The sequence below is a fragment of the Bacillus sp. NP247 genome, assembly GCF_018966865.1.
In the GTDB taxonomy this organism is placed as follows: domain Bacteria; phylum Bacillota; class Bacilli; order Bacillales; family Bacillaceae_G; genus Bacillus_A.
The window spans coordinates 3,842,085-3,855,607 of sequence record NZ_CP076653.1 but is presented as its reverse complement, the minus strand read 5'-3'; the positions used below and the strand labels follow the sequence as shown (position 1 = coordinate 3,855,607).

General features: G+C 35.7%; 12 protein-coding genes, 1 pseudogene and 1 other annotated feature. Of the genes and pseudogenes, 4 read left to right on the top strand and 9 right to left on the bottom strand.

Annotation, left to right across the window (positions count from 1 at the left end):
- Nucleotides 1–319: 319 nt before the first annotated feature.
- On the top strand, nt 320–523 hold the full coding sequence (locus KPL75_RS20070; protein ID WP_219917481.1) for a hypothetical protein: 204 nt from the start codon (nt 320–322) through the stop codon (nt 521–523).
- A gap of 29 nt (nt 524–552) precedes the next feature.
- On the opposite strand, the gene KPL75_RS20065 is transcribed toward KPL75_RS20070, so the two are convergent.
- On the bottom strand, nt 553–2,199 hold the full coding sequence (locus tag KPL75_RS20065; RefSeq protein ID WP_219917480.1) for a peptide ABC transporter substrate-binding protein: 1,647 nt from the start codon (nt 2,197–2,199) through the stop codon (nt 553–555).
- A gap of 352 nt (nt 2,200–2,551) precedes the next feature.
- Here KPL75_RS20065 and KPL75_RS20060 point away from each other — a divergent pair, with 352 nt between their 5' ends.
- Complete coding sequence (locus KPL75_RS20060) at nt 2,552–3,997, top strand: MATE family efflux transporter (RefSeq protein ID WP_219917479.1); 1,446 nt, start codon at nt 2,552–2,554, stop codon at nt 3,995–3,997.
- A 104-nt stretch (nt 3,998–4,101) separates the two neighbouring features.
- Here the strand turns inward: KPL75_RS20060 and KPL75_RS20055 are convergent, their stop codons facing one another.
- From KPL75_RS20055 to KPL75_RS27715, 8 genes and pseudogenes are all read right to left on the bottom strand, one after another.
- Entirely contained in the window at nt 4,102–4,791 is a 690-nt protein-coding gene (locus tag KPL75_RS20055; RefSeq protein ID WP_219917478.1) for a cardiolipin synthase, read from the bottom strand.
- 19 nt (nt 4,792–4,810) lie between these two features.
- Nucleotides 4,811–5,317, bottom strand: a complete 507-nt coding sequence (locus KPL75_RS20050) for a matrixin family metalloprotease (RefSeq protein ID WP_219921140.1) — start codon at nt 5,315–5,317, stop codon at nt 4,811–4,813.
- Nucleotides 5,318–5,677: 360 nt separating this feature from the next.
- On the bottom strand, nt 5,678–6,613 hold the full coding sequence (locus KPL75_RS20045; RefSeq protein WP_070141281.1) for an ABC transporter ATP-binding protein: 936 nt from the start codon (nt 6,611–6,613) through the stop codon (nt 5,678–5,680).
- Nucleotides 6,606–7,649 (bottom strand): ABC transporter ATP-binding protein, encoded by a 1,044-nt coding sequence (locus KPL75_RS20040; protein ID WP_002149824.1) that lies wholly within the window; start codon nt 7,647–7,649, stop codon nt 6,606–6,608. Before KPL75_RS20040 ends, KPL75_RS20045 begins: the two co-directional genes overlap by 8 nt.
- A gap of 18 nt (nt 7,650–7,667) precedes the next feature.
- Nucleotides 7,668–8,684, bottom strand: a complete 1,017-nt coding sequence (gene opp3C, locus KPL75_RS20035; protein ID WP_219917477.1) for an oligopeptide ABC transporter permease — start codon at nt 8,682–8,684, stop codon at nt 7,668–7,670.
- Nucleotides 8,681–9,610 (bottom strand): oligopeptide ABC transporter permease, encoded by a 930-nt coding sequence (gene opp3b / locus KPL75_RS20030; RefSeq protein WP_000534165.1) that lies wholly within the window; start codon nt 9,608–9,610, stop codon nt 8,681–8,683. The genes opp3C and opp3b overlap by 4 nt, the downstream gene beginning before the upstream one ends.
- 127 nt (nt 9,611–9,737) lie before the next feature.
- The gene (locus KPL75_RS20025) at nt 9,738–11,372 is read right to left on the bottom strand and encodes a peptide ABC transporter substrate-binding protein (RefSeq protein WP_070141279.1); all 1,635 of its coding nucleotides are present in this window, start codon (nt 11,370–11,372) and stop codon (nt 9,738–9,740) included.
- Nucleotides 11,369–11,581 (bottom strand): annotated as a pseudogene (locus tag KPL75_RS27715) (hypothetical protein). The gene KPL75_RS20025 and the pseudogene KPL75_RS27715 overlap by 4 nt, the downstream one beginning before the upstream one ends.
- Nucleotides 11,582–11,691: 110 nt before the next feature.
- On the opposite strand from KPL75_RS27715, the gene KPL75_RS20020 reads away from it, so the two are divergent.
- Together KPL75_RS20020 and trpS are read left to right on the top strand one after the other, a co-directional pair.
- Complete coding sequence (locus tag KPL75_RS20020) at nt 11,692–12,072, top strand: DUF3899 domain-containing protein (RefSeq protein WP_219917476.1); 381 nt, start codon at nt 11,692–11,694, stop codon at nt 12,070–12,072.
- 104 nt (nt 12,073–12,176) lie between these two features.
- Nucleotides 12,177–12,394, top strand: a binding site (T-box leader).
- A 74-nt stretch (nt 12,395–12,468) separates the two neighbouring features.
- On the top strand, nt 12,469–13,458 hold the full coding sequence (gene trpS, locus KPL75_RS20015; protein ID WP_219917475.1) for a tryptophan--tRNA ligase: 990 nt from the start codon (nt 12,469–12,471) through the stop codon (nt 13,456–13,458).
- Nucleotides 13,459–13,523 lie beyond the last annotated feature (65 nt).

Here is a 13,523-nt window from a genome sequence, read left to right as displayed (position 1 = left end):
AAACTGTCCTTTAACAACGTTCTTCAACCCTTTTGATACTTACTTTCTACAATAATTTTCAATTGATATACAATTACAGTTTCATAATCTTCCCTATCAAAAAGAGAGCGTTTTCTTACCTTTTCCCGACAAAACGATTGAGAAATGTAAGACTCTAAAGGTTAGAAACAAAAGGAACATTCGTTCTCATCTTAACAAATCTCCTCACTCATGTCTATATGCTTTCTAAAGTAAATTGAATATTTTTCTGACATTTCTTTCTTTTTTACCATTTATCTCATACAATAAAAATACAGACAGGCAAAGGGGGAATTTGCATATGATCGCTTTTTTTACTGATTTTATCATTGTTGCTACCCTCATCATCGGAATAACAGCATTGATTGGTGTCATTACAAATAGCATCGGTGAAAAACTCTTTGGTGGGAAAGAAAAAATGAAGTTTGTTAACAAAAGTTTAGATGTACAATCTGGCTGGAACCAAGTTGGCGGAAAAAGCATTTATAAAAAACGTACGTATTAAAAAAAAGCAGGCGGTTAGCCTGCTTTTTTTTATTTTTCTACAGATGCCCACTTAAAGCTTAATTCGCCACCATATTTGTGGATATATACATCTTTAATTGTTTCTCTTTCTAATATAGATCTACCGCGTTGGAATACTGGTGCAATTGCTGCATCCTCAAATAAGATTTTTTCCGCTTTTAACAGGTCATTCCAACGTCCTTTTACATCTGAACCTTCTTGCTTTGCCTTTTTAATAAGGTCATCATACTGGGCATTAGAATAACTCATTTTATTTTGTGAACCATCTGTTATAAACATATCCAGGAATGTGATTGCATCAGGGAAATCAGGTCCCCATCCAGTAAATGAAATATCAAACTGTCCACTATCTTCAAGTTTTAATTTTTGTGCAAATGGTTGCATCTTAATCGTTACTGTTAGACCTGGTAAATTCTTTTCTAATTCTCCCTTTACATACTCACCAATTTTCTTAGATTCTTCATTATCGAAGTTTAAAAATTCTAGTTCTATTTTATCCTTACCTAATTCTTTCTTTCCTGCTTCCCAGAATTTTTTAGCTTCCTTCACATCGACTTTTGAAAGTTTTCCATTTTCTTTTCTGAAATCCTGCTTATCTGGTCCCTTAACAAAATCAGATGGTACTAAACCATAAGCTCCCTTAGAACCATTGTTTAAAATAACCTCACCAATACCATCTCGATCGTATGCACTAGAAATAGCATTACGAATATTTTTGTTAGCTAACGCTGGATTTTTTTGATTAAAACGCAAGAAAAACACAGTTGGATCATTAATTGTTTTAAAATCTTTTTGCCCTTTATACTTATCAACTAATTCCGCTGATAGACCAACTCTGTCAATCGCATTCGTATTATACAAATTAACAGCTGCTCCTGTATCTTTTACAACATTAAAATTAACTTCTTCTAATTTCACTTCTTTTTGATCCCAATAGGTTGGATTTTTCTTTAACTGGAAACTTTGTTCATGTTTCCATTCATTTAATACAAATGGACCGTTATACAAAGTTGTATTTGCTTCCAGACCAAATTTTTCTCCTTGTTCTTTCATATACTTCTCATTTAATGGGAAAAATAGTGGATACACCGTTAAATCAAGAAAATATGGAACTGGATTATCCAATTCAACTTCTAATGTATAATCATCTATCGCTTTTACACCTAATTGATCCGGTGATAGCTCTCTTTTATTAATTTTCTCTGCATTTTTCACATCTAGCATGATATATCCTGATTTCGCTGCCGTATCCGGGTTAACAGCTCTTTGCCATGCATATACAAAATCTTTTGCTGTTACAGGATCACCATTCGACCATTTAGCGTCTTCACGCAATTTAAATGTATATTTTTTACCATCTTCAGATTTCGTATGGGATTTCGCTACACCTGGAACTAACTTATCGCCTTTCCCAAGTCGATATAGCCCTTCCATTGTATTATTCATAACTTTTGAAGAAGCAGCATCCGAGGCAAGTGTTGTGTCCATTGTCGGAATTTCAGACACTTCTGTTAGATTAATAACTTGCTTCGCACCGCTTTTCCCGCTATCCCCTTTTGCGTTCGCTTGCGGTTCATCTTTTTGGTAGCCACATGCCCCTAAAATCATGCTCATTGCTACTGTTGATGCTACAAAAACTGGTATCTTTTTTTTCATACTTCCACCCTCCAAAAAAATGTTAGCCCTTTTATTTTCAAACAGAAAGAAATATATATATGTTCTAATAATTCATATTATACACACGAATATAATCTTTGTATATTTATATTTCTATCTTATTAAAATTTTCTGTTAACACTTGGTATATTTGTAAACGTTTCATACTGCATTTTTAGTGCACTAAGTTGTTAAAAATAATAAATTTTATTTTTTCTAAATTATCAGAGAATAGAAAAATTTATATCTCATTATATCGTACGTATAATTATTCTTCCTTTTTTGTCATAAAAGGAAGGTTTATTCATATTGAAAATATGTAGGCAAAAATAAGTGCAAAGGATATGAAAGTGTGTTACGATACACTTTGCTAAAAATAGATATCGGTAAAGAGGGGACGGACATGACAGCAATTCACTCAAAAAACGGGCCAACAGAGAAATTAAGTTTATTCTTATTAACATGGCCTATTTTTCTAGAAGTTTTTCTTTTTATGCTGATGGGAATCGCTGATACTTTCATGTTAAGTGCATTATCAGATGATGCTGTATCTGGGGTTGGTGCAGCGAATCAATACCTTCATATCGCGATTTTAGTACTAGAAGTCATCGGGAATGGCGCTGCTATCGTTGTATCCCAATACCTCGGTTCTAAACGCTTTATGGAAGCATCAAAAATATCAGCATTAGCAGTAACATTAAACTTAGGAGTCGGGCTCGTTATAAGCGCCGGTTTTCTTTTATTCTCAAAACATATGATGATAGCAATGAACTTACAAGGTGATGTATTAACGTACGCGCAAAGCTATTTATCCATCGTCGGAGGAGCCATTTTCCTTCAAGCTATTATTAACTCATTAGCCGCAATTATCCGCGTACACGGTTTTACAAAGCAAGCAATGTTTATTTCACTTGGAATGAATATTATTCATATCGCTGGAAACTACGTACTTATTTTCGGGAAATTCGGTTTCCCTGAACTTGGTGTGCAAGGGGCAGCTATTTCTTCCGCAGTCAGCCGGTTAATCGCACTTATCGTTTTCTTCTGGTTACTGTACCGCGTTATGGAATACCGCGTGAAATTACAATATTACTTCACTTTATCAAAAGAATACGTTGGTAAAATTTTAAAAATTGGCATTCCATCTGCATTTGAACAAGTCATGTATCAAGCTTGCCAAATTGTCTTCTTATATTACGCAACATACTTAGGAACAGAATCATTGGCAGCACGACAATACGCTACTAACATTTCCATGTTCACTTATTTATTCGCCATTGCGATCGGTATGGGAACAGCTATTATCGTTGGACGCCTAGTTGGCGGAAATGAAAAAGATGAAGCTTACACACGCGTATGGAAAAGTGTAAAATGGGCGATTGGTGTAACTTTATTTATGGTCATTCTCGTTGTTACATTCCGCACACAATTAATGGGACTATTTACGGATAATCCCCATATTATCTCTCTAGGGGCAAGCGTTCTTTTACTAAGTGTACTACTTGAAACAGGACGGACGATGAACATCGTCATCATTAATTCACTTCGTGCAGCTGGCGATGCAAAATATCCTGTTTTAATCGGCGCATTCTCCATGGTATTAATGAGCTTACCACTCGGTTACTTTTTCGCCTTCCATTTAGATATGGGACTCGTTGGTATTTGGCTAGCGATTGCCATCGATGAATGGACGCGAGCAATTATTATGTTCTTCCGCTGGAGAAGTAGAGCGTGGGAAAATTACGCACTTGTTAAACCGAATGAGCAAGAAGATAATGTTTCTGTTCAGGCGCAGTAAAAATCTTTTGATCCCAAGGGCCTCGATGGCAAATGAAATTTATATCGCCGATCCTTTAAATAATAGAAAAAGCTGTTCCAACAAATTTGTTGGAACAGCTTTTCTTAATTATACTTTGCAATTTCTATTTTTAGTTCGCCAATATTTTTATTAGAAATTGTATCCGTTATTTTACTATCTACTTGATTTTTCAAAATATATGTTTGGTTATCCTGTTTCTTTTTAACACTTAATCTCTCTTCGTCTACATGTAATAAATTTGACTGTAAATACGCTATATCATTTTCATCAAACATTATGGCAAATGGTTCAACTGCACCAAAGTAATGATTCATATTTTCATCTTTTTTCAAAAATAACATGTATTTCTTTCCAATCTCTGGCTTTATATAAAGAGGGTCTTCATTTACAACCTTAGCATTCGAATCATCGATTTCAATTTGTTCTGCGTATCGATAATTAATTTTCATTCTATCCTGTAAGGGGTCTCCTTTTAAAACTTCCTTTACGTTAAAATTGTATAAATGCCCCTCTACATAATTTTCTTGAGCTTCTTGACTAATGTCTTGTGGATTACGAGCCATATTCCAAGTTGAATCCAAGCCATCATAATTACCTATAGCAACTACATCGGCTTCCTTAACCATATCTTCTAATCTACTTGTGGATGGAAAATCTTTAGCTATTAAAATTGTTTTATCTCCGATTTCTCCAAAATAAATACTATATCCCCCTATACTTAAGCAAATTACGAAAGGGACTGTCAGCAAAATGAATTTCAATTTTTTATTCATTATAAATCCCTCCTTAATTTCATTTATAAATTGCATTTACACCATTCACATCATCTTTTTGAGGAACATGCATTTTGGCACGATCTCTATCACTATTCATAATAGATGTCCCCGTATTATGATCGAGTCCTAATGCATGTTCTAATTCATGAACAGCCGTACTTTTAGCAACATTTGATTTCGTGATATTTGTATTACCTGCATTAATGTCTCCAGAAAATTTCGTAACAATTTTATTATTTAGTTGAACATTCATTCTTCCATAATATGTGGACGAGGATTCATACCAAGAATTTAATGTATGCACCGAAGATCCGTGATAAAAGAACTTGGCATTAGCTGCACTATTTTGCCAAGATGAAATAGCATCCTGCCAGCCACTCTTTATTACACTGCTTCCTGATAAGCGGTCACCCCATTTAAAGCTTTGGTTTTTTGTCGATAATTTGTATCCTGTCTTTACATACGCATGCGACACATTAAAACTACTACCTACTACGAATACTATCCCAACAGCGACGAACATCGAAATAATTTTTTTCAGCAAATTACTTCCTCCCCGTTATTTTTAATGGATACTCGTTCTCCTTCATAATTCAATAAATCTTTTCATTTGCTATACGAAAATGGTTCCACTTCTAAAACACATCATGATATATATTAGTGCAATCTCTTTCACCAATCAAAATAATAAAATAAGATTTCCCCACTTAGAAAACACTTATTTTCTAAGCACAAATAGGGATAAACTTATAAAGGATTCTTATATTAATAGTTTAAATTAAGTAATAATCATTGAAACAAACTACTTTTAAAAGCTACCCCTTCACCTACCTTTATCAATAAAAAGAGCCATCCTTCCATAACGGAAGAATGGCTCTTTTTATTATTGATAAATCTCTTTATATTTCTTATACTCTGCTTCAGAACATAATACAAAATGTCCTGGGCGAATTTCGCGCATTGTTGGCACTTCACTACCATAATCATGCTGCGATGGGTCGTATACGATACGTTTACGATTGCGCTCATAATCTGGATCTGGAAGTGGAATTGCTGATAGTAGTGATTTTGTATATGGATGCATTGGATTCTCATATAACTCTTCACTTGTTGTCAGCTCAACGATTTGACCACGGTACATTACACCGATGCGATCACTAATGTATTTTACCATCGATAAATCATGGGCGATGAATAAGTACGTTAAACCTTTTTCTCTTTGTAACTGTTTCAGTAAGTTTACAACTTGCGCCTGAATCGATACGTCAAGTGCTGAGATTGGTTCATCAGCAATGATAAATTCAGGTTCTACAGCTAGCGCACGAGCGATACCGATACGTTGACGTTGTCCGCCTGAGAATTCATGCGGGAAACGGTTCGCGTGCTCTTTATTTAAACCAACTGTATTTAACAGCTCGTGAACACGGTCCATACGCTCTTTTTTGCCTTTTGCTAGTCCATGAATATCAATACCTTCTGCGATAATATCCCCTACTGTCATACGAGGATTTAATGATGCATATGGATCTTGGAAAATCATTTGCATTTTACGGTTGAACTTCTTAAGTTCTGCGCGTGATTTTTTACCATGTACATTTTCACCATCGAACAACACTTCACCGGCAGTTGCATCGTATAAACGAATGATCGTTCTTCCAGTTGTTGACTTACCACAACCAGATTCTCCTACAAGTCCAAATGTTTCACCGCGGTAAATATCAAATGAAATATCATTAACTGCTTTAACAACACCACCACTCACATCAAAGTGTTGTTTCACATTTTTTACTTCAATTAATTTCTCACGTTGTTTAGTCATGTTGTTCACCTGCTTTCATTTGAAGAATACGTTTTTCAACAACTGCTGGTGGTTTTACTTCTGGCGCTTGCTCATGAAGTAACCAAGTTGCCGCATAATGTGTGTCACTTATTTTAAATAAAGGTGGTTCCATTTCAAAATCAATTTTCAGCGCCTGTGGGTTACGTGGTGCAAAAGCATCACCCTTTGGCGGTTTTAATAAGTCTGGAGGCGTTCCTGGAATCGCATATAGCTCGTCCTCTGAACCATCTAAGCTTGGCATAGATGCGATTAAACCCCATGTGTATGGATGTTTTGGATTGTAGAAAATTTCATCAACAGTTCCAATTTCAACAACTTTACCTGCGTACATAACCGCAACTCGGTCTGCAACGTTTGCCACTACACCTAAGTCATGCGTAATGAAAATGATTGCTGCTTCTGTTTTTTGCTGAATGTCCTTCATAAGTTCTAAAATTTGCGCCTGAATTGTAACGTCTAGCGCTGTTGTTGGCTCATCGGCAATTAATAATTTCGGATTACAAGCTAACGCCATCGCAATAACTACACGCTGTCTCATACCACCTGAGAATTGGTGAGGATATTGTTTTAAGCGCGCTTCTGGATTTGGAATACCTACAAGGTCGATTAATTCTAAAGCAACTTTACGTGCATCCGCTTTACTCATCCCTTGGTGTTTAATAAGACCTTCCATAATCTGATTACCAATTGTCATCGTTGGATTTAATGATGTCATTGGATCTTGGAAAATCATCGCAATATCTTTACCGCGTACTTGCTGCATTTCTTTTTCTGTTAGTTTCGTTAAGTCACGACCTTCAAATACGATTTCACCGTTTTTAATACGTCCTGGAGGATTCGGAATTAATCCCATTAACGCTTTAGAAGTAACTGATTTACCAGAACCAGATTCTCCTACAATCGCTAATGTCTCTCCTTTTTTCAAATCAAAAGTAACACCGCGTACAGCTTGTACTTCACCTGCATGTGTATCAAAGGAGACTTGCAAATCTTTTACCTCTAGCAATGTTTTCATTTTTACTTCTCCCCTCTTTTACTTACGCATTTTTGGATCTAACGCGTCGCGTAATCCGTCTGCTATTAAGTTGAATGCTAAGATTAACATACTGATGACAACAGCTGGGATGAACATCATATGTGGATACGTTTGAATTGATTTATAACCATCGTTTACAAGGGAACCAAGTGATGCGAATGGTGGCTGAATGCCTAGTCCGATGAAGCTTAAGAATGCTTCACCAAATACCGCTGTTGGAATTGTAAACATTGTCATTACGATAATTGGTCCCATTACGTTCGGAATTAAGTGCTTCACAATTAACTGTGTATTCGTTGCCCCTAATGTACGAGATGCTAATACATATTCTTGGTTTTTTAATTTTAGGATCTGTCCACGAACGATACGCGACATCCCTATCCAACCTGTAATTGCCATCGCAAGTGTAATCGACCAAATACCTGATCCCATAATGATTACCATTAAAATAACGATGATTAAGTATGGAATACCGTTAATAATCTCCATAATACGTTGCATAATATTATCTACTTTGCCGCCATAGAAGGCTGAAATACCTCCGTATGCAACCCCAATTACTAAGTCAATCGCTGCTGCTAAAAGAGCGATATATAATGATACTCGTGTACCTTCCCATGTTCTTGTCCATAAATCACGGCCAAGATCATCTGTACCAAACCAGAAGTACTCTTTAATATCACGTTTTTCATATTGGTCAACACCATATTGATCTGTACCGTCAAATGGTAGCCAATGAACATTTTCAATCACTGGAATTTTCGGTGGCATTTTCGCACGACCTAAATCCTGCTCTTTATAAGAATGCTTACTTACCATCGGTCCTATAATTGCTAGTAGTACAATAAGCATTAATAATACGAAACCAAACATTGCACCTTTATGTTGGAACAAACGTCTTCTTACATCTTGCCAAAACGTTAAGCTTGGACGGGCAATGACTTCATTATCAACATTACTTTGATTGGCTGGTTGAAATAAATCTGGAGATAATTTTTGTACATCTTTCATCATTTTTTCCCTCCCGCTAAACGAATACGAGGATCAATAATTCCGTATAAAATATCGACAATGAAAATAACTAAGATGAAGATCGCACTATAGAAAATTGTAGTTCCCATAATAACTGTATAGTCATTCACTGTAATCGATTTAACGAATTGTTCCCCAAGTCCAGGTACAGCGTAAATTTGCTCAATAACTAGTGTCCCTGTAATTAATCCTGCAACCATTGGTCCTAAAATTGTTACAACTGGAATTAATGCGTTACGCAGTGCGTGCTTGATAATGATAACGCCTTGGCTAATTCCTTTCGCTTTCGCTGTTAAAATGTAGTCAGCTTGCATAACCTCAATTAACTCTGCACGAGCGAAACGTGCGATTGTTGCGATAACTGCCATCGATAAGGCAATTGTAGGCATTACTGTAAACTCCGGTCCTTTCCAGAATGCTACTGGGAACCAACCAAGTTTTACCCCTACGAAATATTGTAGTAATGCGGCGAATACGAATGATGGTACCGACATCCCGAGTACGGAAATAATTGTCGCCCCATAATCGACCCACGTATTGTTACGAAGTGCCGCAACGATTCCTAAAATTAAACCGATAAATGTTCCTAATATAATCGCTTGTAAACCAAGTTGTGCTGATGGTCCAATACGATCCACAATCATATCTGTTACTGGGCGGTTATCATATTGGAATGATACCCCTAAATCACCTTTTGCTAAGTTACCTAAGTAACGTGCATATTGAACTGGTACTGGATCATTTAATCCATATTTTTCAAGAATGATTTCTTTTTGTGCCGGTGATAGCTTCTCCTGGTTTTTAAGCGGAGAACCCGGTAGTAATTTCATCAAAAAGAAAGTCAGTGTAGTAATTAAAAATAATGTCAAAGCCATGTACACGAAACGTTTTAATACATAACGTCCCATAGTCAAGCACCTCCCCGTTTTTCTCAAAAGCAATAAGATAGTTTGAAATATTCTTACTTTTATTTTTTTAAAATAAGAGCACATGCCCATCATAGGCATATACCCTTATTCATGATGGAAACCATTTTTAGTTTTTGAGTTCAACCCACTTATAGCTAAATTCTCCGCCGTATTTATGTTCTAATAGGCCTGTAATTGAACTACGTTGTAAATATGCCTTTCCAGGTTGATATACTGGAGCAATCGCTGCATCTTCAAGCAGTTGTTGTTCTGCTTTTAATAGAGCATCCCAACGAGCTTGTACATCTACTTCTGTTTTGGCTTTCTTAATTAGTTCATCATAAGCTGGGTTTGCGTAATTCACTTTATTTTGTGAATTACCTGTTGTATACATTTCAAGGAATGACATTGGATCCATATAATCTGGACTCCATCCCGCATATGACATCGCATAATCTCCACTTGCTTCAAGTTTTAACTTTTGTGCAAATGGCTGCATTTTTGTTGAAACTGTTAAACCTGGTAAGTTCTTTTCGAATTGTCCCTTTAAATACTCTCCGATTTTTTTGGCATCATCAGTATCAAAGTTTAATAACTCTAACTCTACTTTGTCTACACCAAGTTCTTTTTTACCAGCTTCCCAATATTTTTGTGCTTCTTTAACATCCTCTTTTATAAGCTTTCCGTTTTCTTCACGGAAGTCTTTTCCGTTAGGTCCTTTTGCCAAACCTTTCGGAACAAAACCATACATTCCTTCTGAACCATCGTTTAAGATAACTTTCCCGATATTTTCACGTTCAAAGGACATCGCAATTGCTTTTCGGATATTTTTATTTGCTAAAAATTTATTTTTTTCATTTAAACGAATGAATTGTGTAGATGGTCTCTTAATTGTTTTAAAATCAGCATCTGATTTGTATTTATCTACAAATTCTGATGTTAATACTACACGATCAATCGCTTTCGTTTCATATAAGTTTATAGCAGTTGAACGATCCTTAACAATATTGAAGTTTATCTCCTCAAGCTTCACTTCTTTATTTTCCCAATACGTTGGATTTTTCTTAAGGTGGAAACTTTGTTCATGTTTCCATTCATTTAAAACGAATGGGCCATTATAAAGTGTCGTATTGGATTCTAATCCAAATTTTGTTCCTTGTTCTTTTACAAATTTCTCATTCAAAGGATAAAATGTTGGATAGACTGTTAGACTTACAAAATAAGGAACAGGATTATCTAATTCCACTTCAAGTGTGTGATCATCAATTGCTTTTACACCAAGTTCCTCAACTGGTAATTCTTTTTTATTAATTTTCTCTGCATTTTTCACATCAAATAGTATGTAAGCAAATTTGGCACCCGTATTTGAATCAACAGCTCTTCTCCAAGAATAAACGAAGTCTTTCGCTGTTACAGGTTCACCATTCGACCATTTCGCATCTTCACGTAATTTAAATACATACTTTTTACCATCTTCTGATTTCTCATAAGATTTAGCGACTCCTGGAACGAGTTTATCGTCTTTCCCCAGACGATACAATCCTTCCATTGTGTTATTCATGATGTTAGAAGATGCTGCATCCGTTGATAGCGTCGTATCCATTGTTGGTATTTCAGCAGTTTCTGTTAGATTCAATACTTGCTTATTTGAAGTACTGGATCCTTTCGCGCTTGCCTTATTATCATCTTTTTGATAACTACAGGCTCCTAGCACACTTACTGTCAACGTCGATGCAAGCAATAGCGGTATCTTTTTCTTCATGCTGTGTTGCCTCCCCTAATTGCACTTACTGTACCCTCACTTGTAGAAAAACAGAATTGAAAGAATAATCTCCAAGTTTCTACAATTTTCATTATACATATAATATGACGATTGTGAATATAGTTTTTTGTTTTTTTGTTAAAATTTTTAATAAAATGTTTATATTTTTAATTTTTTGTAAAGGGATGCGTTAACATTGCTACCATCATCTTGAAATTAGAACCTGAATTGAACATAATTTTCAAAAAATTATTTATATTACTTATTATAACTTTTATAGTATAATAATTCTAGTAATATTTTGACGGAGGGGAATATTTTGAATAAAGTTTTTTTTCATACTTGTATACTATTTTTTGTAGCGATAATCGCTGCTAGTGTTGGTGCATTCCTCGTTTCATCTCATTTTTTGTTGAATTTTGTCAACATCTCATTTTATATCGCATTGTTTTTTATTCTTATAGGTGGTTTTTTATACATCTTTCAAAATGGATTTTTTAACGTAACAATTTACGCATTCCAAAGAGTATTTGGTACGAACAAAAAGATTGACTCTTTAATTGAAGAAGCTGAGGAACCTATCAATAAGAAAGAACGTATTTATAAAACATATTCATTCAAATGGACGTATCCGATTTGTATTACTGGTATCGTACTTGGGTTGTTCTCGACCCTCATTAGCTTTACTATTTTGATGTAGTTTGCAAACACTATTCCATATGATATAATAATCAGCAAAACATTTTTTTATAAAACTTTAGTTCTTTCATATTAAAGAGCTCAGTTAAAAATAAATAAATTTATATGTATGCGATGATAAAGAAGAGTACATATTGGGGCAATTTCAGAGAGCTTGTGGCTGGTGTGAACAAGTAATTGTACAGTATGGAATGGGCTTTTGAGCACCAAACCGAACCGAAAGTAGTAGGCTTTGGCGTTATATCCAGACGTTATTATGGATCTTGAGAGATTTCACAGCTGTGAAATAATTAGGGTGGTACCGCGGTCCATTCGTCCCTATATAATTTGGGATGAATGGGCTTTTTTGTATGCCTTCTCTTCCCCATCGCACATTCAATTTTAGGAGGAATTATTTATGTCAGTTATCTTTTCTGGTATTCAGCCAAGCGGAACAATTACACTTGGAAACTATTTAGGAGCTATGAAGCAATTTACAGAGCTTCAAAACGAACACGACTGTTATTTCTGTATTGTAAACCAACATGCGATTACAGTACATCAAGACCCTGCAGGGCTTCGCAAAAACATCCGCAGCCTTGCTGCGCTATACATTGCATGCGGCATCGATCCTGAAAAGGCTACTTTATTTGTACAATCAGAAGTACCGGCACACGCTCAATTAGGATGGATTATGCAATCCGTTGCTTACGTTGGAGAATTAGAACGTATGACACAATATAAAGACAAAGCTTCAGGAAGAGATTCAGTTCCAGCTGGATTACTTACATATCCACCATTAATGGCTGCTGATATTTTACTTTACAACACAGAAATCGTACCAGTTGGCGACGACCAAAAACAACATATTGAACTAACACGCGACCTAGCAGAGCGTTTCAACAAACGTTACCGCGAAATCTTCACAATGCCTGAAATTCGCATTCCAAAAGTAGGAGCTCGCGTTATGTCATTAACGGAACCTACGAGAAAAATGAGCAAATCTGATCCGAATCCAAAATCAATGATCAGTATGCTTGATGAGCCAAAAACAATCGAAAAGAAAATTAAAAGTGCCGTAACCGACTCTGAAGGTATCGTGAAATTTGATAAAGAAAACAAACCTGGAATTTCTAACTTATTAACAATCTACTCTTCATTCTCAGGAAAAACAGTAGAAGAAATAGAAGCAATGTACGAAGGAAAAGGATACGGCGACTTCAAAGGTGACCTAGCACAAGTAGTTGTAGAAGCAATTCGTCCAATCCAAGACAAATATAACGAACTAATCAACTCACCAGAACTAGACGAAATTCTAGACAAAGGTGCAGAAAAAGCAAACCGCGTTGCATTCAAACAACTACGCAAAGTAGAAAACGCAATGGGACTAAGCAGAAAACGTAGGTAATATATAAAGCAGAGGCGGCTCGTTCAGCTCTGACTGGCTAAGGTTCTTTCGCATAGAAGACGCTT

What these genes read in the sequence shown, in the direction of transcription:
- KPL75_RS20045 (WP_070141281.1), bottom strand. Translation starts at nt 6,613, where the DNA reads ATGACTAAACAACGTGAGAAATTAATTGAAGTAAAAAATGTGAAACAA.
- KPL75_RS20055 (WP_219917478.1), bottom strand. Translation starts at nt 4,791, where the DNA reads ATGAATAAAAAATTGAAATTCATTTTGCTGACAGTCCCTTTCGTAATT.
- KPL75_RS20025 (WP_070141279.1), bottom strand. Translation starts at nt 11,372, where the DNA reads ATGAAGAAAAAGATACCGCTATTGCTTGCATCGACGTTGACAGTAAGT.
- trpS (WP_219917475.1), top strand. Translation starts at nt 12,469, where the DNA reads ATGTCAGTTATCTTTTCTGGTATTCAGCCAAGCGGAACAATTACACTT.
- KPL75_RS20050 (WP_219921140.1), bottom strand. Translation starts at nt 5,317, where the DNA reads ATGTTCGTCGCTGTTGGGATAGTATTCGTAGTAGGTAGTAGTTTTAAT.
- KPL75_RS20040 (WP_002149824.1), bottom strand. Translation starts at nt 7,649, where the DNA reads ATGAAAACATTGCTAGAGGTAAAAGATTTGCAAGTCTCCTTTGATACA.
- KPL75_RS20070 (WP_219917481.1), top strand. Translation starts at nt 320, where the DNA reads ATGATCGCTTTTTTTACTGATTTTATCATTGTTGCTACCCTCATCATC.
- KPL75_RS20065 (WP_219917480.1), bottom strand. Translation starts at nt 2,199, where the DNA reads ATGAAAAAAAAGATACCAGTTTTTGTAGCATCAACAGTAGCAATGAGC.
- opp3C (WP_219917477.1), bottom strand. Translation starts at nt 8,684, where the DNA reads ATGATGAAAGATGTACAAAAATTATCTCCAGATTTATTTCAACCAGCC.
- opp3b (WP_000534165.1), bottom strand. Translation starts at nt 9,610, where the DNA reads ATGGGACGTTATGTATTAAAACGTTTCGTGTACATGGCTTTGACATTA.